17 protein-coding genes are annotated in these 23,837 nt (G+C 72.3%); 10 read left to right on the top strand and 7 right to left on the bottom strand.

Features of this window, described 5'->3' with window-relative positions:
- Positions 1 to 35: 35 nt before the first annotated feature.
- Complete coding sequence (locus tag CXY01_RS00965) at positions 36 to 926, top strand: TIGR01777 family oxidoreductase (RefSeq protein ID WP_146925193.1); 891 nt, start codon at positions 36 to 38, stop codon at positions 924 to 926.
- A 2-nt stretch (positions 927 to 928) separates the two neighbouring features.
- Here CXY01_RS00965 and CXY01_RS20735 read toward each other — a convergent pair whose 3' ends face one another.
- The 3 genes from CXY01_RS20735 to CXY01_RS00950 are packed head-to-tail and all read right to left on the bottom strand — an operon-like array spanning position 929 to position 5,578.
- Positions 929 to 2,200, bottom strand: a complete 1,272-nt coding sequence (locus tag CXY01_RS20735) for a protein kinase family protein (protein ID WP_186813248.1) — start codon at positions 2,198 to 2,200, stop codon at positions 929 to 931.
- Positions 2,201 to 2,255: 55 nt separating this feature from the next.
- On the bottom strand, positions 2,256 to 3,281 hold the full coding sequence (locus tag CXY01_RS00955) for a Gfo/Idh/MocA family protein (protein ID WP_146925192.1): 1,026 nt from the start codon (positions 3,279 to 3,281) through the stop codon (positions 2,256 to 2,258).
- A gap of 5 nt (positions 3,282 to 3,286) precedes the next feature.
- Complete coding sequence (locus tag CXY01_RS00950) at positions 3,287 to 5,578, bottom strand: MMPL family transporter (protein WP_246124904.1); 2,292 nt, start codon at positions 5,576 to 5,578, stop codon at positions 3,287 to 3,289.
- A 51-nt stretch (positions 5,579 to 5,629) separates the two neighbouring features.
- Here CXY01_RS00950 and CXY01_RS00945 point away from each other — a divergent pair, with 51 nt between their 5' ends.
- Genes CXY01_RS00945 through CXY01_RS00925 form a run of 5 tightly spaced genes read left to right on the top strand, consistent with a single transcriptional unit; the run spans position 5,630 to position 9,219 of the window.
- On the top strand, positions 5,630 to 6,139 hold the full coding sequence (locus CXY01_RS00945; RefSeq protein WP_246124903.1) for a MarR family winged helix-turn-helix transcriptional regulator: 510 nt from the start codon (positions 5,630 to 5,632) through the stop codon (positions 6,137 to 6,139).
- Positions 6,140 to 6,148: 9 nt separating this feature from the next.
- Entirely contained in the window at positions 6,149 to 6,814 is a 666-nt protein-coding gene (lipB, locus tag CXY01_RS00940; RefSeq protein WP_146925190.1) for a lipoyl(octanoyl) transferase LipB, read from the top strand.
- Positions 6,815 to 6,865: 51 nt separating this feature from the next.
- Positions 6,866 to 7,867: a lipoyl synthase gene (gene lipA, locus CXY01_RS00935; RefSeq protein ID WP_146925189.1), complete on the top strand. Its 1,002-nt coding sequence runs from the start codon at positions 6,866 to 6,868 to the stop codon at positions 7,865 to 7,867.
- A gap of 41 nt (positions 7,868 to 7,908) precedes the next feature.
- Entirely contained in the window at positions 7,909 to 8,625 is a 717-nt protein-coding gene (locus CXY01_RS00930) for a DUF4191 domain-containing protein (protein WP_146925188.1), read from the top strand.
- Complete coding sequence (locus CXY01_RS00925; RefSeq protein WP_146925187.1) at positions 8,626 to 9,219, top strand: class I SAM-dependent methyltransferase; 594 nt, start codon at positions 8,626 to 8,628, stop codon at positions 9,217 to 9,219.
- 4 nt (positions 9,220 to 9,223) lie between these two features.
- On the opposite strand, the gene CXY01_RS00920 is transcribed toward CXY01_RS00925, so the two are convergent.
- Positions 9,224 to 9,724 (bottom strand): RDD family protein, encoded by a 501-nt coding sequence (locus tag CXY01_RS00920; protein ID WP_146925186.1) that lies wholly within the window; start codon positions 9,722 to 9,724, stop codon positions 9,224 to 9,226.
- 197 nt (positions 9,725 to 9,921) lie between these two features.
- Between CXY01_RS00920 and glnA the strand changes: the two genes are divergently transcribed.
- Positions 9,922 to 11,346, top strand: a complete 1,425-nt coding sequence (gene glnA / locus CXY01_RS00915) for a type I glutamate--ammonia ligase (RefSeq protein WP_146925185.1) — start codon at positions 9,922 to 9,924, stop codon at positions 11,344 to 11,346.
- A gap of 133 nt (positions 11,347 to 11,479) precedes the next feature.
- On the opposite strand, the gene CXY01_RS00910 is transcribed toward glnA, so the two are convergent.
- Positions 11,480 to 17,989, bottom strand: coding sequence for a tetratricopeptide repeat protein (locus tag CXY01_RS00910; protein WP_146925184.1), 6,510 nt, complete (start codon positions 17,987 to 17,989; stop codon positions 11,480 to 11,482).
- Between the two features lie 25 nt (positions 17,990 to 18,014).
- On the bottom strand, positions 18,015 to 18,308 hold the full coding sequence (locus CXY01_RS00905) for a trypco2 family protein (RefSeq protein ID WP_186813247.1): 294 nt from the start codon (positions 18,306 to 18,308) through the stop codon (positions 18,015 to 18,017).
- A 223-nt stretch (positions 18,309 to 18,531) separates the two neighbouring features.
- Between CXY01_RS00905 and CXY01_RS00900 the strand changes: the two genes are divergently transcribed.
- The gene (locus tag CXY01_RS00900) at positions 18,532 to 20,865 is read left to right on the top strand and encodes a glycoside hydrolase family 43 protein (RefSeq protein ID WP_146925183.1); all 2,334 of its coding nucleotides are present in this window, start codon (positions 18,532 to 18,534) and stop codon (positions 20,863 to 20,865) included.
- A gap of 103 nt (positions 20,866 to 20,968) precedes the next feature.
- The gene (locus tag CXY01_RS00895) at positions 20,969 to 21,166 is read left to right on the top strand and encodes a chemotaxis protein CheW (protein WP_146925182.1); all 198 of its coding nucleotides are present in this window, start codon (positions 20,969 to 20,971) and stop codon (positions 21,164 to 21,166) included.
- Between the two features lie 6 nt (positions 21,167 to 21,172).
- On the opposite strand, the gene CXY01_RS00890 is transcribed toward CXY01_RS00895, so the two are convergent.
- Positions 21,173 to 21,715, bottom strand: a complete 543-nt coding sequence (locus tag CXY01_RS00890) for an NUDIX domain-containing protein (RefSeq protein WP_146925181.1) — start codon at positions 21,713 to 21,715, stop codon at positions 21,173 to 21,175.
- A 106-nt stretch (positions 21,716 to 21,821) separates the two neighbouring features.
- Between CXY01_RS00890 and CXY01_RS00885 the strand changes: the two genes are divergently transcribed.
- Positions 21,822 to 23,804 (top strand): pectate lyase family protein, encoded by a 1,983-nt coding sequence (locus tag CXY01_RS00885; RefSeq protein ID WP_146925180.1) that lies wholly within the window; start codon positions 21,822 to 21,824, stop codon positions 23,802 to 23,804.
- Positions 23,805 to 23,837 lie beyond the last annotated feature (33 nt).

Below are 23,837 nucleotides of genomic sequence, written 5' to 3'. Positions count from 1 at the left end.
GGCCGGGGAGGCGGCCCGACCGTAGGGTGAGCGCCATGCAGGTCGTCATCGCCGGGTCGCACGGCTTCATCGGGTCCGCGCTCGTCCCCCACCTCCGCGACGGCGGCCACGACGTCCGCGTGCTGGTCCGTGGTCCGGCGCAGGGCCGTACCCAGATCTCCTGGGACCCCGACGCGGGACGGCTGGACCCGGACGCCCTGGCCGGCGCCGATGCCGTCATCAACCTCGCGGGGGTCAACCCCGGATCCCGGCCGCTGACGACGGCACGCAAGCGGGAGGTCCTCTCCTCCCGGCTGAACACGACGGGGCTGCTGTCGCGGACGCTCGCCGCCCTGGGCGACGGACCGCAGGTGCTGCTCCAGGCGTCCGGCATCGGCGCGTACGGGTCCCGCGGCGACGACGTGCTGGACGAGGACGAGCCGATCGGCACCACGTTCTTCGCCAACGTCGTACGGCACTGGGAGGCGGCGACGGCCCCCGCGCAGGACGCGGGGGTACGGGTCGTGCACCTGCGGACGGGCATCGTGCTGGGCACGGGCGGCGGCGCCCTCGGGCGGCTGCTGCCGCTGATCCGGCTGGGCCTCGGCGGACGGCTGGGGTCGGGACGGCAGTTCTGGCCGTGGATCACGCTGCTGGACCACGTGCGCGCGACGGAGCACCTGCTGACCGCGCCGGTGCACGGTCCGGTCAACGTGGTCACGGCCCCGGCGCGCAACGCCGAGGTGGTCGCCGAGCTCGCCCGGGCGATGCACCGGCCCGCCGTCGTCCCGGTGCCCGCGTTCGCCCTGCGAACCCTGCTCGGAGACTTCTCGTCGGAGGTGCTGGGGTCGATCCGCGCGATCCCGGCGGTGCTCGACGCCAGCGGGTTCGCACCGGTGCACGGGACGCTCCCCGCCGCTGCCCGGTGGGTCGCGCAGCGCGACTGACCTCACGGGTCGACCACGTCCCAGACGCGCCAGCCGTCGTCGGTCCACCGCAGGCCGAGCACGACCGTCCGCGGTCCGGCAGCCGTCACCTCCACCGTGGCGCTGCCGTCGGCGGGGACGCGGGAGTGCGCGGACATCGCGGACGTGACGGCGACGTCCGTCGTCCCGCCGCGACTGCCGTCCTCGACCACGAGCTCGGCGTCCTGCACGTCGACGGACAACCCGTCGACCCGCGCGCCGTCCAGGCCGGCGAGCAACTGCGCATCCGCCTCGGCAGCCGGGCCGCCGGGCACGTCGACCGTCCCGAGCAGGGTCACGTCCCCCGACCCGATGACCGCGGCCCGCGCGCGGGTGAGCTCGACAGCGGCACGCACCGGGTCGTCAGCGACCGGGACGGGCTCCGGGTCGCCCAGGAGACGCCACACGCCCACGGCGACCGCGAGGACGACCACCGCCGTCACCAGACCCACCGAGGCGCGGGCCGTCCGCCGCCGACGCCGGGCCCGGTCCTCGCGGCGGGTCGCGCCCTGCGCGGGGTCGACCGCGCGCGCCATGGCCGCCAGCGCCGAGGACGCCCGGGCGCCGGCGTCGGGGAGCCGCACGGGCTCGGGCTCCGTCGTGGCGTAGCAGGCGTCGACCACGCGGCCGGCGTCGAGCGCCGGGACGGCCAGCAGTCGGGCGAGCGCCATCCGCAAACTCGCCTCGTCCGGCTGGTCGGAGACCAGGTGCACGTCCGCGCCGGGCATCTGGTCGAGCACCGTGGCGACCAGCCGCCGCACGTCCGCCTCGTCGTCGACGCCACCCACGAGGGTTCCGCGGAGGTCGGTGAGCACCGGACGGCCGTCGGGGCGGACGAGGATCGTCGACTCGCTCACTGCCCCGTGGGCGAGTCCTGCGTCGTGCAGCGCCGCCAGTGCACCGGCCACCGGGATGGCCACGGTGGCCGCCTCGCCGTCGGCCAGCGGTGCCCGGGACGCACGGATCTGCGCGAGGGACAGCCCGTCGACGTGCTCCATCACGAGCCCGAGCCGCCCGGACGACAGCTCGACGACGTCCATGACCTGCGGCAGGTGCTCGTGCCGGACCGCGCAGAGCCGTGCGGCACGGTCCGCGAGCCCGGCGTCGGCGACGGCGGGGACCACGTGGAGCTCGACCCGGCGGTCGGAGCCGTCGAGCGCGACCGCGAGCCACCCGGAACCGGCCACCTCGACCGGGTGGAACCCTGCCCCGGCCAGGGCGGTCTCGACATCGGTCGGCACGACGAACCTGTCCATCGGGTCATCCAAGCCCGGCCGGCGCGGTCCCGTCGGCGGTCGTCCACAGGCCCGGTCAGGGCAGCGTGACCACCCGTCGCTCGGCCGCCGACAGCAGCGCGGCGTCGAGCACGCGTGCGGTGCGTGCGGCGTCGGCGGGCTCGACCGGCGGCGGTCCTCCGTCGACGACCCACCGCACGACCGCGCGGTACAGGTCGACGTGACCCCCGGCGGCCCGCGGCACCGGACGGCGGTCCGACCCCCGGACCATCCACCCCTCGTGCACGGGCTCGCCCGGCCGTCGCGTCTCCTCGTACGTGCCGTCCAGCGCGGAGAACGGGCTCGGTTCGCCCTCGAAGCTGGTCACGAGGTACGCGCCGCCGTCGCCGAGCACACGCGTGCGCGGTCCGGGTGCGCCCACGACCGCGCCGGCCTGCAGGTGGCTCACGACGCCGGTGCCCGCGTGCACGAGGGCGAGGAAGACGTCGTCGACGGCCGGCGTGCTGCGCGCGTGCAGCTCCGCGTACACCTGCGCGACAGGCCCGAACAGCTGCACGGCGGAGTCGACCAGGTGGGCACCGAGGTCGAGCAGGAGTCCGCCGGAGTCGGGGTCGTTCTCCTTCCAGCGGTCCTGGGGCACGGGCCGGAACCTCTCCCAGCGCCGCTCGAACCGGTGCACCGTGCCCAGCTCCCCGCCGGCGAGCACCTCGAGCAGGGTGAGCTGCTCGGGGTCCCAGCGGCGGTTCTGGAAGACGGTGAGGCGCCCGTCGCCGCGCGCGGCGAGCAGCTCGGCGTCGTCGGCGGTGGTGGCCAGCGGCTTGTCGACGAGCACGTGCACCCCCGCGTCGAGCGCCGCCAGCACGTGGGCCACGTGCTCCCCGGTCGGGCTCGCGACGACCACGAGGTCGAGCTCGTCGGCGTGCTCGAGGAGGGCGTCGACGTCGGGGACGACGAGCGCTCCCGGCCAGTCCTCCTCGACCTGCAGCGCGCGGCTGCGGGTCACCACGCACGTCACCTGCTGACCGGCCTCCCGCAGCAGACGGCCGTGGATCCCCCGGCCCGCTCCCCCGTACCCGACCAGCCCGACCCGCAGCGAATCCATGCGCCTCACTCTAGGTCGGGCGACACCTTGTGCAGCCCGTGCTCGTGGGGCCGGGACAGTGCGCTCGGCCACCACGTCCGGCGTCCGAGGTCGTGCACCAGGGCGGGCACGAGCAGGCTGCGGACGACGAGCGTGTCGAGCAGGACGCCGAACGCGACGATGAACGCGATCTGCGCGAGGAACAGCAGCGGGATGACCCCGAGCGCCGCGAACGTCGTGGCCAGCACCACCCCGGCCGACGTGATGACGCCGCCCGTCACGGCGAGCCCACGGACCACGCCCGCACGCGTCCCCACCTTCAGCGACTCCTCGCGGACGCGGGTCATGAGGAAGATCGAGTAGTCGACACCGAGGGCGACGAGGAACACGAAGGCGAACAGCGGGACCACGGGGTCGGCTCCGGCGTAGCCCAGGACGTGGTTGAAGACGATCGCCGAGACACCGAGCGCGGCGGCGAACGAGAGCACGTTGGCGGCGAGCAGGAGGGCGGCTGCGGCGACCGACCGCAGCAGGAACATCAGGATCACGCCGATGACCAGGAGCACGACCGGCACGATGACGCGCAGGTCCCGCTCGCTCGCCAGGTTGGTGTCCAGCGTCTCCGCCGCGGCGCCACCGACGACGGCGGTCGGGCTGACCTCGGTCACGGCCGTGCGCAGGTCCTCGACCGTGGCGACGGCGTCCTGGGTGTCGGCCGACGCCGTCGTGACGACGTCGAGCCGGACGCGACCGTCGACGACGACGGGCGGGGCGTCACCGGCAGGTGCACCCGCGCCCGCGGGCGCACCGGTGTACGGCGTCACGGACTCCACACCGTCGACGCCCTCCGCCGCCGTCGTGACCGCGTCCACGTCGGCCTCGTCGACGATGAGGATCGCGGGCTGGACGGACCCGGCCGGGAAGTGCTCGGCCAGCACCTCCTCGCCGGCGACGGCGTCCACGTCGGTGAGGAAGATGTCCACCTGGTTGGTCCCGGACGCGTTCAGGGTGGGCAGGAACGCCGCACCGACGGCCAGCGCGAGGGCCGTGACGATCCACACCGGCCGGGCCTTGCGACCGACGAAGCGCGCCAGCCGGGGCCACAGGCCCGTGCCGTCGGCCGGGTCGGGCTCGACCGTGGTGTCGACGTGCGCGTGCACGGTCCCGTCCGCGGGGTCGTGCGCGACGACGGGCACCGGCCGCGGCGCACGCGGCCAGAACAGGATGCGCGAGCGCTTGCCGAAGACGAGGAGCAGCGCCGGCAGCAGCGTGAGGGCGCCGAGCAGCGCCGAGGCGATGCCGATGGCGGCGACCGGGCCGAGGCTGCGGTTCGACCCCAGGTCCGAGAGCAGGAGGCACAGGACACCGGCGATGACCGTGCCCGCGCTGGCGGCGATCGGCTCGACGCACGCCCGCAGCGCGCGCTTCATGGCGTCCGCGGGGTGCTCGACGTGCGCGAGCTCCTCCCGGTAGCGGGCCACGAGGAGCAACGCGTAGTCGACGGATGCGCCGACCACGAGGATCGAGAGGATCCCCTGCGACTGCCCGTTGAGCACGAGGGTGCCGTTCGCGGCGAGGTTGTACACGACCAGGCCCGCGAGGCAGAGCGCGAAGACCGCGGTGAGGATGACGACGAACGGCAGGAACGGCGAGCGGTAGACCAGCACGAGGATGAGCAGCACGGCGCCGAGGGCGACGAGCAGGAGGACGCCGTCGATGCCGCCGAACGCGGTGACCAGGTCGGCGACGAACCCGGCGGGACCGGTGACCCACGCCTGCAGACCCAGGTCGCCGGCCGAGGTCGCGGTGGCGCCCAGCTCCGACTCGAGGGACTCCCGGAGGGCGAGCACGAACGAGTCGGTGACGCCCTCGTCGTCGGCCAGCAGCTCCTCGGACTTCGCACCGTCGAGCGAGTACGCGACGAGGATCGCCTCACCGTCCTGCGACGGCACGACGGCCACCTCGCCGACGAGGTAGTCGGACCAGGTGCCCTCGTTCCCCGGCGGCAGCGCCTCGTCCGGGAACGCCTCCGCCCACTCCTGCACCGCCGCCAGCTGGTCGGGGGTGACGTCGCTGCCGTCGGCGGGCTGGAGCACGACGAGCGCAGGTAGTGTCTCGGTGTCGACGAAGCCCTTGCTCTCCTCGGCGGCCCGGGTGGACTCGGCCGACGACGGCAGGAACGCGGAGGCGTCGTTCGTCTGGACCTGCGACAGCTTGCCCTGCGCCATCCCGCCGACCGACCCGATGCCGAGCCACACGACCAGGGCGACGCCGACGAGCACGGCGCGAAGAACGGTGGACCGGCGATTACTCAGCATGCTGAGTATCATTGGGGCTGTTCGTCGAAACAGCAAACGGAGGGGTGGGACGTGGTGCAGGAGAGCCGTCCGAGCGACACGCTCGACCCAGCCTCGCCCGACCCTGCGCACTGGCCCGTCGGCCGGCTCCTGTCGTCCGCCGCGCGCCGCGTCGAGCGGGACTGGAACGCCCACCTCGCCGCCTGGGATCTCAACCACGCCAGCCAGGCCGTGCTCGCGCACCTCCTGCGCGCGCCCATGTCGCAGCGCGAGCTCGCCACCGCCAGCGGCGTGACCGAGCAGACGATGAGCCGCGTCCTGGCTCGCATGGAGCGCAGCGGCTACGTCACGCGGGCGCCTCATGACGACGACCGGCGCCGGCACGTGATCACGATCACCGACGAGGGACGGTCCGCCTTCTTCGTCGCGTCGGACCGCGAGCTCGCCGAGACGATGGTCACCCGCGGGCTGACGCCCGAGCAGGCGGAGCAGCTGCGACGGCTGCTCGTCGTCGTGGCGGGCGAGCCGGGCACGGTCTCCGACCCCGACGACCCCGACGGTTCCGACCGTTCCGCGGGTTAGCCTGACCGCATGCGGTTCGACGAGCTCGACCTCGGCACGCGCCTGCTCCCCTACGAGCCGACGTGGCAGCTGCAGCGCGACGTGCACGCCGCGGTCGCCGACGGCACGCGCGAGGACGTCGTCCTGCTGTGCGAGCACGAGGACGTGTACACCGCGGGCAAGCGCACGGCGTCGTGGGACCGGCCGGTCGACGGCACCCCCGTGGTCGACGTCGACCGCGGCGGTCGCATCACGTGGCACGGCCCCGGCCAGCTCGTCGGCTACCCCATCGTGAGGCTGGCCACACCCATCGACGTCGTCCGCTACGTGCGCGCCCTCGAGGAGGCGCTCATCCGGACCTGCGCCGACCTCGGGCTGACCGCCGTCCGCGTCGACGGGCGCAGCGGCGTGTGGTTCGCGGCCGACGACCACCGTCGCGAGCGCAAGGTGGCCGCGATCGGCGTGCGCGTCTCCCGGGGCGTCACGATGCACGGCTTCGCGCTGAACTGCGAGCCGGACCTGACGGCGTTCGACCGCATCGTGCCCTGCGGGATCGAGGACGCCGACGTCACCTCGCTGTCGGTGGAGACGGGGCGGCAGGTGACCATCGCCGAGGTGCTGCCGCTCGTCCGGGCGCACCTGGTCGACACGCTGGTACCGATCCTCGACGCGCACGTCACCGTGGCAGGCGTGTGACGCTCGACTCCCCCGCAGCCGCCGCCGCGACGGCGGGTTAGTCTGACCGACGTGACGATCGCAGCCGATGGCCGACGCATGCTCCGCATCGAGGCGCGCAACTCCGAGACCCCCATCGAGCGCAAGCCCGAGTGGATCCGCACGCGCGCGACGATGGGCCCCGAGTACACCGAGCTCAAGGGCCTGGTGAAGCGCGAGGGCCTCAACACGGTGTGCGAGGAGGCCGGCTGCCCCAACATCTTCGAGTGCTGGGAAGACCGTGAGGCGACGTTCCTCATCGGCGGCGACCAGTGCACCCGGCGCTGCGACTTCTGCCAGATCGACACCGGCAAGCCGGCGGCCTTCGACGCCGACGAGCCGCGTCGCGTCGCGGCCTCCGTCCAGGCGATGGGCCTGAAGTACTCGACCGTGACCGGTGTCGCGCGCGACGACCTGCCCGACGGTGGCGCCTGGCTCTACGCCGAGACGGTCCGCCAGATCCACGCGGTCAACCCCGGCACCGGCGTCGAGCTGCTCATCCCGGACTTCAACGCGACGCCCGAGCTGCTCGACGAGGTCTTCTCGTCGCAGCCCGAGGTCCTCGCCCACAACCTCGAGACCGTCCCCCGGATCTTCAAGACGATCCGCCCCGGCTTCCGCTACGACCGCTCGCTCTCGGTGATCACCCGGGCGCACGAGCAGGGGCTCGTCACCAAGTCGAACCTCATCCTCGGCATGGGCGAGACCACCGAGGAGGTCGTCGAGGCGCTGGCCGAGCTGCACGAGGCCGGCTGCGACCTCATCACGATCACGCAGTACCTGCGCCCGTCCGTGCGGCACCACCCCGTGTCGCGCTGGGTCCGTCCCGAGGAGTTCGTCGAGCTGTCCGCCGAGGCCGAGCGCCTCGGGTTCCTGGGCGTCATGTCCGGGCCCCTCGTGCGGTCGTCGTACCGGGCGGGACGGCTGTGGGGGCAGGCGATGCGCCGCTACGGGCGGCCGATCCCAGAGGCGCTCGCGCACCTCGCGGAGCCGACGACGTCGCGCCAGGAGGCCGCGAGCCTGCTCGCCCGCTGAGGCGTCCGGACCGCACCGATCCGTCGGTAGACTTCGGGCCCATGGCCCGCGACAAGACCTCCGACGCTGCACCGACGCCCAAGGTGAAGAAGACCCGCTGGTACCACCAGGTGTGGCAGGCGTACCAGATGACCCGGAAGAACGACCCGGCGGTCACCTGGATCATCCTGGCGGTGTTCGTCGGGATCATCGCGCTCGGCGTCGTCATCGGGTTCCTGGTCAACGCGCTCGTCTACGTGCTGCTGCTCAGCATCCCGTTCGCGCTGCTCGCGGCGATGTTCGTCCTCGCCCGCCGCGCGGAGACGGCCGCGTACACGCAGATCGAGGGGCAGCCCGGCGCCGCCTACGCCGCGCTCGGCACCATCCGGCGTGGCTGGACGTTCACGCAGGAGCCGGTCGCCATCGACCCCCGCTCGCAGGACCTCGTGTTCCGGGGCGTGGGCCGCCCGGGTGTCGTGCTCGTCGGCGAGGGCCCGGCACCCCGCATCGCGAAGCTGCTGGAGTCGGAGCGCAAGCGCACCGCCCGCGTCATCTCCGGTGCGCCGATCACGCTCATCCAGGTGGGCAACGACGAGGGCCAGGTGCCGCTGCGCAAGCTCCCCCGCGCCGTGCAGAAGCTCCGCCCGAAGCTGAGCAAGCAGGAGGTCGCCGAGGTGAACAAGCGGCTGACCGCCCTCGGTGGCGTCCGGCTCCCCGTGCCGAAGGGCGTCGACCCGATGCGCGCACGCCCCGACCGCAAGGGCATGCGCGGCCGCTAGGTGAGCGACCGCCGCTGGAACCACAACACCCACTACCACCGGCTCCCCCTCGACCTCGCGGCCGGCGCGGACAGCGCGCTGGACGTCGGGTGCGGCGAGGGGATGCTCACGCGCGAGCTGCGCGCGGCCGGGGTGCCGGCGGTGACCGGGCTCGACCTCGATCCGGACCAGGTGGCGCGTGCCCGGTCCCTGGCCGCGGGTGACGACGGTCTGCGGTACCTGGCCGGCGACGTCCTGGAGCTGCCACGCGCGGAGCGGTTCGACCTCGTGACGTGCTTCGCGACGCTCCACCACCTCGACCTCGACGAGGGCCTGCGCCGGCTGCGCGACCTCGTCGCGCCCGGCGGGCGGCTGGTCGTCGTCGGGCTCGCGAGCGTCCGCACCCCCACGGACGCGGCGCTCAGCCTGGCGGCCGTCCCGGCGGCGATGGTCGCCGACCGGGCCCGTGGTGTCTGGGAGCACGGGGCACCCGTGCGGGACCCGGAGCACAGCTACGGCGAGGTGCGGACGGCCGCGCGGTCGATCCTGCCGGGGGTGCGCTGGCGTCGGCACCTCTACTGGCGGTACAGCCTCGTCTGGCGGGCGCCCGCCTGATCGGTCACCGGCGGACGATCGCCGTCCCGGCCACCCGGTCGTGCATCCCCCGGCCGTCGAAGTCCCAGACGACCGCCGGGATCACGAGGCACAGGAGCACGGTGCGGGTCAGGGCGCTGAGGAAGCCGGGCGCCATCGTGGCCCAGGCCGCGTCGTCGCCCGTCCGGCCCGGGAACACCCGGCGGACGCGCAGCCCGAGGAGCCGGTGCCCGAGGGTGTGCCCGATGGAGCCCACCAGGAGCACGTTCTCCAGGGCGAAGATGCCGAGGGTCGCCATCGGGTTGCCACGGCTCAGCAGGAAGGCGTCGGGGACGTTCGCGAAGAACGCACCCGAGATCGCCAGGCACGCCACCCAGTCGATGACGAGCGCGGCCACACGTCGGCCGAGGGGTGCGAGCGCGCCCGACCCGGAGGCCGGCAGGCCGAGCCGTGCACCCCGGCTGCTGCTGGGGTCGGGTGCGGGCCCGCCGCCGAGCCAGGAGCTGAGGTCACCGCGATCTGCCACCCCAGAAGGGTAGGCGACGCCCGGCCCACCGGTGAGACACGCACCGGCCGCGCCCTGCCCAGGGCTAAGGTCAACATTCGTTACACGAGGGACGGCCCCGTAACGCTGTCGAAACACTTGGTACACGACAGAGAAACCAGGCGCTCGTAGCCTCGCCTTGCCCGACCCCACGGGTACCACCGACCGAGGAGCAGCGGATGTTCAGCAAGCCAGAGGAAGTCCTGGCGTTCATCAAGAGCGAGGACGTGAAGTTCGTCGACGTCCGGTTCTGTGACCTGCCCGGCACGATGCAGCACTTCAACGTCCCGGCCTACTCCCTGGAGCTGGACTTCTTCACCGAGGGCCAGATGTTCGACGGGTCCTCGATCCGCGGCTTCCAGGCGATCCACGAGTCGGACATGAAGCTCATCCCCGACATCAGCACCGCGTACCTGGACCCCTTCCGGGTCGAGAAGACGCTGAACATCAACTTCCACATCGTGGACCCGTACACCGACGAGCCCTACAGCCGCGACCCGCGTCAGGTCGCCGCGAAGGCCGAGGCGTACCTCAAGTCGACCGGCATCGCGGACACGGCGTTCTTCGCCCCCGAGGCCGAGTTCTACATCTTCGACGACGTCCGCTTCCACACGAAGCAGAACGAGTCGTTCTACTCGATCGACTCGTTCGAGGCGGCCTGGAACACCGGCCGTGAGGAGGAGGGTGGCAACCTCGGCCACAAGATCCCCTACAAGGGCGGCTACTTCCCCGTCCCTCCGGTCGACGGCTTCTCGGACATCCGCGACCAGATCAGCCTGCAGCTGGACGCCCTCGGCCTCGGTGTCGAGCGCGCCCACCACGAGGTCGGCACCGCCGGCCAGCAGGAGATCAACTACCGGTTCGACAAGCTCGCCATCTCGGGCGACAAGGTCATGCTCTTCAAGTACGTCGTGAAGAACGTGGCCCACGAGAACGGCAAGACGGCGACCTTCATGCCGAAGCCGCTCTTCGGAGACAACGGCTCCGGCATGCACGTCCACCAGTCCCTCTGGAAGGACGGCGAGCCGCTGTTCTTCGACGAGAAGGGCTACGGCGGCCTGTCCGACGTCGCGCGCTGGTACATCGGTGGCCTGCTCAAGCACGCGCCCTCGCTGCTGGCGTTCACCAACCCGACGGTGAACTCCTACCACCGCCTGGTCCCCGGCTTCGAGGCCCCGGTCAACCTGGTCTACTCGGCCCGCAACCGCTCCGCGTGCATCCGCATCCCGGTCACCGGGTCGAACCCGAAGGCCAAGCGCATCGAGTTCCGCGTGCCGGACCCGTCGTCGAACCCGTACCTGGCGTTCGCGGCCATGCTCATGGCCGGCATCGACGGCATCCAGAACCGGATCGAGCCGCCGGACCCGGTGGACAAGGACCTCTACGAGCTGCCCCCCGAGGAGCACGCCGCGATCCAGCAGGTCCCGGGCTCGCTCGGCGAGGTGCTCGACCACCTCGAGGCCGACCACGACTTCCTCACGGCGGGCAACGTCTTCACGCCCGACCTGATCGCGACGTGGATCGACTACAAGCGCAACGCCGAGGTCGACCCGATCCGTCTGCGGCCGCACCCGCACGAGTTCGAGCTCTACTACGACGTGTGATCGTCCCGCCTCGCGGCTGCTCCCGTGAGGCGGTGACCTGCAGTACCGGCACCCCCGTCGCCCTCGTGGCGGCGGGGGTGTCGCACGCCCAGAGCAATGGAGTGCATGACAACGGCCGGAGCCGGCCGGTGTCCTACAGCCGGACGAGACCATCGACGAGCAGCGCATCCCGCTGCCGCCGTGCGCGGGCGACGAGCTCGGCGACATCCGCGTCCTCATCGTCCGCATACCGGGCGATCAGCTTGTCGTACGCGGCGATCTGGCGGTCGCGCTGCTCTGTCTCTCCCAGGACGTCCCCCTTGTCGAGCATCGCCCTCGCTACCCAGATCCGCACCTCCGGCTCGGGGTCGTCGGCGGCGTTGCGAGCCAGCTGCCCGCACAGCCAGATCCGGCGCTCGGTCTGCCCCAGGGCGCCGGCCGCCTCGGCCTTGCACACCTCGGCGCGAGCGAGCTGCCCTCGGACCTCCGGGCGACGCGCACCGGACAGGTCCGCGAGCTCGTCGAGCAGGTCGATCTCCTCCTGCGGGGAACCGTCGCGACCTCGAAGGACCGCGCGGTCGACGATCGCCGTCAGGAGGATCGGGAGCGTCTCGGTGCCCGCATCGCGCCACCCTTCCACGAGCTCGTCGTAGGCCGTGGCCGCCTCGACGGTCCGGTCGGCTGCGGCGAGCGACCGTGCGATGTTCAGCCGGGCAGCGGCGACCTGGGCCTGCGTCGGCTCGTCGTCAGCGTCTCCATACCTGGACGCGACGTCCTGGTACATCGCGCGCGCCTCATCTGGTCGCCCGAGCCGCTCGCGGGCGTCACCGCCGCCCACCATCGCGGCGGCGACGACGGCTCGGATGCTCGGCCCCGCGTCGGGCCCGAACCTGTCGACCAGCTCGCCGAACTGGACGACCGCTTCCTCGTCACGACCGAGCCGCGCCAGGGTGACCGCGCGGTTGAGAGCAGCATGCGCCACCTGGTCACGCATCTGAGGGTCGATGTCCTCCTCGAACCGTTCGATGGCGGAGCCGTACGTCTCCAGCATGAGCTCGGACCGGTCGGAGCGACCCAGGGCGACGGCCTTGTTGACCAAGGCCCTGATCACGCACAGACGCATGGCGGGGGCCGGGTCGTCCCCGTACAGCGCCACCAGCTCGTCGTACACGGCGATCTCGACGGCACTGGACTCGAGACGCCCGAGGACGACGCCACGGTTGAGCAGCGCACCGGCCACCTGGAGGCGGATCTCGGGCTCGGGGTCGTCGTGGAACCGGCTCACGAGGTCGTCATACCGCTGCACGGCCGCCTCGTGCTCGCCCGCGTCGTCCACCGTGATGGCGGCGTTGACCATCCCCATCGCGACCGACTCACGCACCTCGAGATCCTCGGCGTCACCGAAGCCGATGACGAGCTCGTCGTAAGCCGCGAGCTCGAGCGCCGTCGCGCCCAGCGAGCCCTGCGCCACCCCCTTGTTGAACAGAGCGCGCGCCACGTGGGGGCGCGCGGCGACGTCGTCGCGGTAGGCGTCGATGATGTCGTCGTACGTGGCGATCTCCGAGCGGGTCGCTCCCAGGCGTCGGAGGGTGGACGCCTTGGAGACGAGGACCCGGGCGACGGTGGCACGCATGCCCGGGTCCGGGTCGTCTCCGTACCTCGCGACGACCTCGTCAGCCGTCGCCAACGACTGGTCCCACGAGCCGAGCCCGTCCAGCACGATGGCGGCGTTCGCCATGGCCTTGGCCACGTACTCCCGGACCCCCGGCTCCTCGTCGTCCCGGAACCGCGTCACCAGGTCCCCGTAGGCGACGAGCTCCGCGGCCGGCGACTCGGCCTCCGCCAGAACCAGGGCGCGCTCGAACGCCGCGCAGGCGACGATCCCCCGTAGCTCGGGTCGCGGGTCCTGGCCGTACAGGTCGTCGATGGCGTCGTAGACCAGGACCGCCTCACCCTCGCCACGAAGCCCACCGACGGCGGAGGCCTTGACGAACCACGCCTCCGCGACGGCCACCCGGACCTCGACCGCCTCGTCCCTGCCGAACCGCGCGGCGATGTCGTCGTAGGTCGCCATCGCTGCTTCGACGTCTCCGTGCTCGGTCAGGGCTGCCGCCTTGCCGCCGAGACCGAGCACGACCTCGACCCGCGTCTGCGCGTTGGAGTCGTCACCCAGGCGCTCCACGAGGTCGTCGTAGAGGCTCAGGGCTTCGTCGTCGCGGCCCGCCGGGAGGAGTGTCAGCGCCTTGTACCTGATCGCTCGCGCCACCTGGCTGCGCACGTCAGGGTCGTCGTCGTTCTCGTAGCGGGCGATGAGCTCGTCATAGGCCGCGATCTCCGCATCCGGTCCGTCGACCTTGCCCACCAGGACGGCCTTGTCGAGCAGCGCGCTGACGACGAGCCCACGCACGTACGCACTCGGGTCCGCACCGCAGCGCTCGACGAAGTCGGCGTATGCCTCAATGGCTTGTTCCGGTGGCTGCGAGACCGCGGCAGTGTGAGCCTTCTGGGCCAGGGCGTGCGCGACGGCCACCCGGACGCCGGGGTCGTCGTCGTCATTGACGAGGTCGACGAGCTGGTCCACGCTCCTCATCGCGGCGGCGTACTGCTCCTGACCGGCCAGCACGATGGCGATCTGTGCGTAGGTGTTCGCGACCACGACGCGCACCTCGGGTGCGCCGTCATCCTGGAACCGTGCCACGAGGTCTCGGAGAACCTCGAGGCCGGCCTCCCATCCCTCGAGCTGGGTGACGGCGATCGACTTGTCCAGCAGCGCGCCGGCGACCATGGCGCGTACCCCCGGGACGTCGTCCGACCCGAAGCGTGCCGCGACCTCGTCGTAGGCCGCGAGCTCCGCCCGCCTGTCCTGCAGCATGCGTAGGGCGCTCGCCTTGTTGATCATCGCGAGGACGACGTTCTCGCGCAGGGCGGGGATGTCCAGGTCGTCCACCGACCGGGCGACGATCTCGTCACACGCGCGGACCGCGTGCCGGTAGCGCCCGAGCTTGCCGAGTGCCGCGGTCTTGTCGACGAGTGCCCGGACGACATGGGTCCGGACGGTCGTGTCGGTGTCGTCGCCGAACGCATCCACGAGGCTGTCGTAGACCGCGATGGCGCCGTCCAACGAGCCGAGCTGCTCCCGCAGTGCGCCGATCGCCACGAACGCCTCGACCACACGGAGGCGGACGGCCGGGTTGACGTCATCGAAGAACGTCTCGACGAGCGTCTCGTAGCTGTGCATCGCCTCGTCCGCGCCCGCTGTCGAGACCAGCGTCGCGGCTCTGCTGAGATGCCCCGCGGCCACCATGGCCCGAACGGCAGGCGTCCGGTCCCGCCCGAACCTTTCCACCAACGCGTCGTAGGTCGCGAGCGCGTCGCTCTCGCGGCCCAGCTGCCCCAACGTGATCCCTTGGAACAGCATGGCTCGCGCCACGTGCTGATCGACCCCGGCGCCGCGCTCCGGAAAGCGCGTGAGCAGGTCGGCGTACACCTCGAGCTCGGCCTCTACGGTCTGCGTGATGCCGACCGCCACCGCCAGGTTGACCATCGCGCCGGCAACCTGTTCACGGATGGCAGGGGTGTCGTCGTCGGCGAACCGGGACAGCAGCTCGGCGTACACGGCGAGCTCGCTCGTCGGCGAGTGCAACCGACCGACCGTCACTCCCTTGTTGGAGAGTGCGCGAGCGACGTTCGCGCGCACCTCGGGGTCGTCGTCATGCCCGTAGCGCACGACGATGTCGTCGTAGCACTCCGCAGCCGCGTCGTCGCGGCCGAGCTGGCCCAGCGTGATGGCCTTGTAGAGCAGCGCACGAGAGACCTGCGCCCGGACGGGCGGTGCCACTTCCGTGTCGAAGCGCGCGACGAGGTCGTCGTACACCCCGATCTCCGCCTCGGGGCTCAGGTTCTTCCCGACCCAGAGCGCCTTGTCGACGAGGGCGTCGGCGACCCGCGCTCGGACGGTGACGTCCGGGTCGTCGGCGTAGCGGAGCATCAGCTCGTCGTAGCACCAGGACGGCCCCTCGTCGGGGTCACGCTGGTCGTCCAGGGCCATCCGGACGAGCCGGGTCACCATCTGGTGGCTGCTGCTCCGGCTGCCGTCCGCCTCGTCGGCGCCCGCGTCGAAGAGCACGGCTTTGGCAGCAGGCTCCGTCGAGACCGCTCCGACGGCCTTCGGGTCGTCGGGGGTGCCCGCGAGCACGAGGCCATGTGTGCCGTCGGCGTCGAGACTCGCGGCCAGCCGCTCGTAGACGGCACGCCGCGCTTCCGCCGTCTCGGGGGCGGAGTCCGGACGGGTGTCGTGGAGCCGGGCGACAGCCACCTCTCTGCCGATGACGGGGTCGTCGTCGTGGCGGAACCGCGCCACGAGCTCGTCGTAGACGCTGAGGGACCACTCGCTCTCACCCAGGAGGGAGACGGCAGCGCCCTTGGCAGCCAGGGCCTTGGCCAGCTGGCGGCGCAGACCTGGTGCGGTCGCGGCGCCGAATCGCTGCAGCACCATGTCGTAGACCGCGAGCTCGTCGGCGAACCGGCCGAGCCGACCGAGGGCAGCGCCCTTGTGGTTGAGCGCGGTGGCGACACCCTGCAGCACCTCCTCGTCGGTGGCCTCGGCGAACCGCGTCAGTACCGCGTCGTAGGCCTCGAGCGCGCCCGCCAGGTCCCCCAGGCCGACGAGGACGTCGCCCCGGTTCACCAGGGCTCGCGCCACGAGGGCAGCACCTGTGGAGTCAGCCGTCGCGACGATCTCGTCGTACTCGGCCAGGGCGTCGCGCTCGCGGTGGAGGGTGCGGAGCACGGCTCCGCAGTTGAGCCGGGCGAGACCCGAGCCCTCGTCGGCGAGGTCGTGCATGGCTCGCAGGGCGTGCTCGGGCGCCATCTGACCGAACGCGCGCGCGCCCACCTCCCACAGGCTCGACGACCGCTCGTCCTCGTCCATCGTCGCCACGACCTCGAACGCGTGGTTCCAGGTCTCACTGCTGATGGGATGCTCCTGCGGGACCCGGGACACGTGGTCGACCACGTAGTCGTGCGGCACGAGTCCGGACGTCCGCACCTGGACGAGGGCCTGCTCGTACAGGTCCTGGTCCAGGACGGGCTCGCGCGCCCACGCCAAGGCCCGCTTGAACAGCTTTTTCCGGTCCGCCACGGGAAGGTCGGCAACCCGTCGGGCGTCCTGGGCGGGGAGCGCCTCGAGCCAGAGCTCCTGCGCGGTCTCCACGTCGAGCGGCTGCTGCAACCCTGTGCGGTACCAGCCGACCACCGTGTGCACCAGCGCGGCCTCGTGCACCGGAGCGTGATCCAGACGCTGCAGGAGCTCCGGACCGGCCACCATCCACTCGCCGAGTCCCGTGCCGCCCCGCAGCGCGCGCAGCAGGGACTCGTCGACGTCCATCGCCTCGACGTCCGTCAGCTCGGCCGTGGTGAGCCGGGACGGGATCCTGACCTGCGTCACGTTCGCGGGGTCCGTGAGGAAGGTCCAGGCCGGGTCTGCCAGCTCCCCTTGGCGCGACAGCAGCTGGTTGGCCCGGATGGTCGCCACGCACGTGACACTCGGATGCTCGATGCGAACCCGCTCCAGGACGTGGACGTCGAGGCCGTCACCGAGGTACTTGTCCAGGTCGTCGAGCCACAGCACGTCACTGTCCAGGGCCAGCCCCGAGTCGAGGATCCGGGCGAGGCCGCCACGCATCTGTGGCACCAGCAGCCGCCGGTCCCGCATCGCGGGGTGCCGCCGGACCGCCTCAGCCGCGATCCTGCTCTTGCCGGACGCGGAGTCACCGACGACGAGCACCATCGGACCGCCGGGACGTGCGGCGACGTCGAGGGCAGCGTCCAGCGCACGGTCCGGCTCCCGCCGGACGACGTAGCCGAGATCCCCCCCGCGGGCTCCGCCCGCTGTCCGTCCGCGTACCCCGAAGACGCGCAGCGAGCCGAACCCCGAGAGCGGCCCCGGCTCGCCCGACGGCGTCAGCGACGCCGGGTCGACGGCGCTGCGCCACAGGTGCTCGTGCGGGTCGCGCAGGACGGCGTCGAAGCCGGTGTCGTGCGGCGGGATATCGCCGCCGAACCTGGAGCTCGGCAGGACGAGGAGCCGGCGACGCTGCCGGTCTGGCCGTGCCTGCACCACGACGCCGACGACGCGCTGCCGCGCATCCAGCACCGCAGCGCCAGACATGCCGGACCACAGCGCGTGGTCGTCGGGCACGCTCGCACCCACGTCGAACGGCACCAGACCGGCGGCGTCCCGGGCTCCCCCACCGACCAGCAGGACACCGTGCACCTGGTCGGTCTCCCGGAGCCCATCGGGCTTCACCTCGGCGTCCGCGAAGCCGATCACCGTGCAGTCCGCCGGTGCCGACCCCACGCCCGCCAACGTGGCCCCGCGGCCCAGGGTGGCATCCCAGTGCTGGCCCGAGTCCGGAGCGACCTGCAGCAGCGCAACATCGAGCGTCGGGTGCTGCCACACGGGCGTGGCGTTCACCCAGTCCGAAGGTGCGGCGAGACTGGCGGGTCGCACCTGCAGGGTGGCAACACCGCCCGGTCGCGCGAGATAGTCGTCGAGCACGTGACGACAGGTCAGCACGCCTCCCGTGCCGACCGCCCAGCCGCTCCCGGACCGTCCGGACCCGTCACCGCCCGCGGCCCAGATCTCCACTGCGCCGACCGCCATGGCGGTCACCTCCCCCTGCGCTCCGTCAACCGCCGGGGCGGCGCCCCGCCGACGAGGAGACCTCGAACGGCTTGCCGTCGCGTGCCACGGGAGCGAGCGTCACGGTGACGCGGTGCGTGTCGGCCGTGCTGCGGGCCGCCGTCGCCCCGAGCGAGAGAAGGCTGAGCACCTTGATGGATGCCTCGCCGCCTGCCGATCGCTCGACCTCGACGGCGAACTCGATCTCTACGGCACCGACCGCGAACCTCACGTCCGAGCCGGCGCCAGCGTCCTGCGCTCGCCGCAGCTCGTCCCGCACCGCCTCGATGGCGTCTGCCAACGCGATCTCCGTCATGGCGACACTGCCCCCTCGTTCGCCTGCTGCGCACTTCGCAGCATGGCACCGACAGACAGGCCGGTCCACGCCTATACCGGGCGAAAGGTGATGAAAACACCCTCACGCGTGACAGGACGGATGCGAGAGGGGACGCGCGCGGTAGCCCGAGAGGAGCGAGGGGCGTAGAACGGTAGACCCGTCACTCGACGACGATCGGCAGGTCCCGATGCGCACGTTCAGCGTCCTGACCGCTCCCACCGTGCTGTCTCTCGCCCTGACCGCGGGCGTCCTGGCGACCACACCGGCCGCCGCCGACGACCCGGCACGAGGCGGACCAGGGTCGACGGTCTACGCCAACCCGGTCAGCGCGGCGTTCGCCGACACGTACGCCGACCCGGCGGTGATCCGCGGCAAGGACGGCTGGTGGTACGCGTACGGCACCACCGACCCGTTGCGGGAGGGCGAGGGGACGCGTCATCTGCTGCCGATCTCGCGGTCTGCGGACCTGGTCAGCTGGGAGTACGTGGGTGACGCGTTCACGGAGGACACACGCCCGGCGTGGGCGGACCGTGAGCGAGGTGCCGCGCTGTGGGCTCCGGACATCCGGTACGTCGACGGTCAGTACCGGATGTACTTCGTCGTCACGGAGACCACGGTGACCGCCGAGCCGAACGACAACGCGATCGGCGTCGCGACGGCGCCGACCCCCACGGGACCGTGGACGCCGACGGACGAGCCCGTGGTCGGTCCGCGGCACGGGAGCGGGGGGTCGGGTGACTTCCTGTGGACGTTCGACCCGTCGCACGTCGTCGGACCCGACGGGCGCGAGCACCTGTTCTACGGGTCGTACTACGGCGGGATCTGGGTGACGGAGCTGTCCGACGACGGCACGGCGGCGGTCGGTGCGCCGGTGCAGGTGGCGATCGACAACAAGTACGAGGGCGCCTACGTGGTGCAGCGTGACGGCTGGTGGTACCTGTTCGCGTCGTCGGCGAACTGCTGCGCCGGGCCCACGACCGGGTACAGCGTGCACGTCGGGCGCTCGCGCGACCTGACCGGGCCGTACGTGGACCGCGAGGGGGTGCCGCTGAACCAGTCGCGGGCGGGTGGCACGCCGGTGCTCGCGCCGAACGGCAACCGGTGGGTGGGCACCGGGCACAACGCCGTGGTGACCGACCTCGGCGGGCAGGACTGGATCGTCTACCACGCGATCGACCGGGCGGACCCGTACCTCGACGGGACCGACGGCATCAACGAGCGCCCGATGCTCATCGACCGTCTGGACTGGATCGACGGCTGGCCGACGGCACGTGCCGGCGCCTGGGCGTCGGAGGGCCCCGAGCGGGCACCGGTCACAGCGGGCGCGACCGACTTCGAGCAGGGAGTCCCGCGCGCGTGGACAACGACGGGCCGGTGGACGTCCGCCGAGGAGCCGGATGCGGGCGGCAGCCTCGTGTCCGACGGGCCCGTGACGCTCACGCGGTCGGCCGGCGGCCGGGACCTGCGGGTCGAGGCGGACCTGCGCGTCGACCCGGGGGCCACGCCGTCGTTCGGTCTGGTCTCCGGCCACCACTCCCGGGGTGGCCAAGCTGGCGACAGTCGCGGACAGCACGGGGTGACGGCGAGCCTGGACCCGGTCGCTCGCGAGCTGGTGCTGGAGGCGGGACGTGGCCGGGCTGCCGTGCGCACGACCGCACCGCTGCCCTCGACCGTGGACCTGACCACGTGGCACGCCCTCGCGCTGACGATCCGCGATGGCGTCGCGACCGCGGAGCTGACGCACGCGCGGCTCGGTGACCCGCTCGCGGCGGTGCGCCTCGAGCTCCCGCGCGGTGCGGCGACGGTTGGCGGGGCCGGCGTGGTCGCCGGCGGCGCGGGGGTCCACGTGGACAACCTGAGCGCGCTGCCCGCCTCCCGGCTGGTGACGAAGCCGCTCCGCCAGCCGCGGGTCGGGGCCCTCGACCCCGCTCTCGGCGACGAGTTCGACTCCGAGGAGCTGGCCCCGGGCTGGGCCGTCGTCCGCAGTCCGCAGGTCACGCTCGGCGGTGGGGTCCTCCGATGGCCGACGGAGGCCACCGACCTCGTCGGCACCGGCAACGACGCCGGGCTGCTCCTGCGCGACGTCCCCGAGACGGACTGGGTCGCCGAGACCCGGCTGACCATCGACCTCGGCACGGACACGGTCCGCAACTACCAGCAGGGCGGGCTGGTCGCGTACGTCGACGACGACCTGTGGGCGCGACTGTCGCACGTCGCGATCTGGAACACGCGGCAGACCGAGCTCGGCACCGAGCGGCCGTACGCCGGCCGGCTGCAGTACGGCGGCACCATCGTCGGACCACCGGCCGAGACCACGTGGCTCCGGCTCGCGCACCGGACGGACGACGCCGGCGAGCACGAGGTGCAGGCGTTCACGAGCACCGACGGCCGGACCTGGGTGGCCGGTGGCGTGTGGACGTTCCCCGCCGGATCGGACCTGCGCGTGGGCCTGGTCTCGCACGGCGGCGCGGGGGCGACGGCGGAGTTCGACTACCTGCGGGTCTACCGCTCGGGGCGTTGAGCGGGAGGACGGGACCAAGGGCCCTCCTCCACGGGGACGTGGCGGGGGACGATGGTGTGCCGGCACCTCCGGCAGCCCGTCCGCGCACCCACAAGGAGCCACCATGACCACCCTCGACACCCCCCTCCCCACGCGTGAGCGAGCCCGGCACCTGGTGGAGACCGTCCGGTGGGCACCAGCGCCCGTCTGGGGGCTGTCGGCGGGTGAGCACACACGGTTCGCGGTCTACCTGGCGGGCAGCATGCTGGCGTGGGTCGCGGCCGGCCTGGTGGTGGCCGCGCTGATCGGGCTCCTGGTCTGACCGTCGTCAGACGATCCGGCGCAGGGCGATGGCCGCGTACATCAGCGCGGCGACCGTCTCCCCGTCGGTGATGGTGCCGTCCGCGACCAGGGTCAGGACCTCGGCCCACGGCACGGAGCGGATCGCCGTGATGCCCTCCACCGCGTGCTCGGTCGGCTCGCCGGAGGGTCGCAGGCCACGCGCGAGGAAGACGTGCTCCGGCGCGTTGCTGATCCCGTTCAGCGCGAACATCGAGCCGATGCGCTCCCAGGATTCCGCGACGAGGCCGGTCTCCTCCCGCAGCTCCCGCTGCGCGGCGAGCAGCAGGTCCTCGCCGTCGGAGCCACCGGCCGGAACCTCGAGCGAGATCCCGGTCGTGTAGCGGTCGACCTCGACCAGCACCACCTCGTCCGCGTCGGTGAGCGGCACGACGAAGACGGCGGGGTTGCGCACCTCCACCACGCCGTAGATCCCCGCAGTCCCGTCGGGGCGGTCGACGGCGTCCTCCCGCACCCGGATCCAGGGGTTCTCGTACACGGTCGTCGAGGTGCGCGTGCGCCAGAGCGTCATGCGAGAACCCTGCCAGAGGACCCGGAGGGATTGCGCTTACCGCGCATCGTGTGGCACGGTACGGAAACCGGTTTCTCACCCCACGTTTCGGAGACAAGGACGTCTCATGAGAGCTCGTCGTACCCTCGTCGTCACCCTCGCGGCAGGAGCGCTCCTCCTCCCCACGACGACCGCCAGCGCCGCTCCCCCGCCCCCTGCCGTCGACCTCGGCCGCGAGGTCCACCCGCCCGGCGGCGGGTGGGCCTCCTACGAGGGCCCCACCGTGCCGGACGGGAAGCCCCGGGTCGCCGCGGGCACCACCGGCGGCGCTGCCGCCGACCCCTCGCAGGTCTACGTCGTCGACACCTGGCAGGAGCTGCGCGACGCCCTGGCCGGCAAGGCGGGCGGCAGCCAGACGGACGCGCGCACGAACACCGTGCCCCGCATCATCTACGTCACGGGGACCATCACCGCGTTCGACCCGGCGACCTGCGACGAGTTCGCCGGCCAGGTCACGGTGTCCGACACCGGGCAGCCGTTCAGCATGGCCGACTACATCGCCTACTACGACCCGAGCGGCCCCTGGGGCAAGGTCAAGCCCAGCGGCCCGCTGGAGACCGCCCGTCTCGCCGCCGCGGCCATCCAGGCGGCCTCGACCCTGCAGCACGTCGGCTCCAACGTCACGCTGGTCGGCGTCGGTGACGACGCACAGATCGTCGGCGCCAGCATGCGGATCCGGGACGCGAGCAACGTCATCGTCCGCAACCTGACGATCGCGGACGCGTACGACTGCTTCCCCGTGTGGGACCCGACCGACACGGCCGTCGGCAACTGGAACTCCGCGTACGACAACGTCTCGGTGTGGACGTCGACGAGCGTCTGGGTGGACCACAACACGTTCAACGACGGCGCCCACCCGCACTCCGCGCTGCCGGTCGTCTTCGGTCGGCCGTTCGAGACGCACGACGGTCTCCTCGACATCACGCACGGCTCGGACCTGGTGACGGTCAGCTACAACCGGCTCGAGGAGCACGACAAGACCGAGCTCATCGGCTCGTCGGACTCCCGCCCCCAGGACCGCGGCCAGCACCGCGTGACGCTGCACCACAACCACTGGATCGACATCGGCCAGCGGGCACCGCGTGTGCGGTTCGGTGACGTGCACCTCTACGACAACCTCTACACGCAGACCACCGAGGGCCTGTTCCAGTACTACTGGGGCGCCGGCATCGAGTCGAGCATCTACGCGGAGAACAACGCCTTCGAGCTGGCGCCCGGCGTCGACCCGGCTCGCATCATCACGCGCTGGTCCGGCACCCAGCTGTTCGAGACCGGCTCGACCGTCAACGGGGAGCCGGCCGACATCCTCGCCGCCTTCAACGCGACGGCGCCGGTCCCGCTGGCCCCGACCGCCCGGTGGGACCCGGCCGACGTGTACGCCTACACGCTGGACCCGGTCGAGGACGTCCCCGCGACCGTCCGTGCCCAGGCGGGAGCAGGCGTGCTCCCCTCCGGCACCCCGGTGGCGACCGCCGCACCCGGCGTCGCGGTGCTCTCCGACGACAACGGCCAGGGCACGGGCCTGTTCGACGGCGCCTACACGATCACGGCGAACCTGTACTGGGGCCAGAACGCCACGGTCGCCCAGCTGTACGAGAACGGCGTGCTCGTCGACTCGCAGTGGCTCACGGGCACGACGCCCCGCCGCCAGACCGTCGCGTTCCCGATCACCGGCAAGGTGAACGGGTCGTACACCTACGTGGTGGAGCTGCTCAACCCGTACGGCACCAGCACGTCACGCCCGCACACCGTGGTCGTGAAGGACGCCTCCCCCGCGCTCGCGGTCCTGTCCGACGACAACCGCGACGGCGACGGTTCGTTCACCGTCACGACCAACCTGTGGTGGGGCACCAACGCGACGCACTACGCGCTGTACCGCGACGGCGTGCTCGTCGACGAGCAGGACCTCACGGCAGCGACGCCCCGGCGCCAGACCGTCCGGACGGCGGTGACCGGCCTCGAGCCCGGCACCTACCGGTTCGTCGCGGTGCTCAGCAACGACGCCGGGAGCACGTCGACGGCCGAGCGGGTGGTGACCGTGCGGCGCTGACTGTGCGCGCGCTGGGAGTCAGTTGTGCAGGGA

It is taken from the genome of Cellulomonas xylanilytica (assembly GCF_007989805.1).
GTDB classification, from domain to species: Bacteria; Actinomycetota; Actinomycetes; order Actinomycetales; family Cellulomonadaceae; genus Cellulomonas; species Cellulomonas xylanilytica.
Note: the sequence above shows the minus strand (reverse complement) of the source record. Positions and strands in the feature narration are given on the sequence as shown.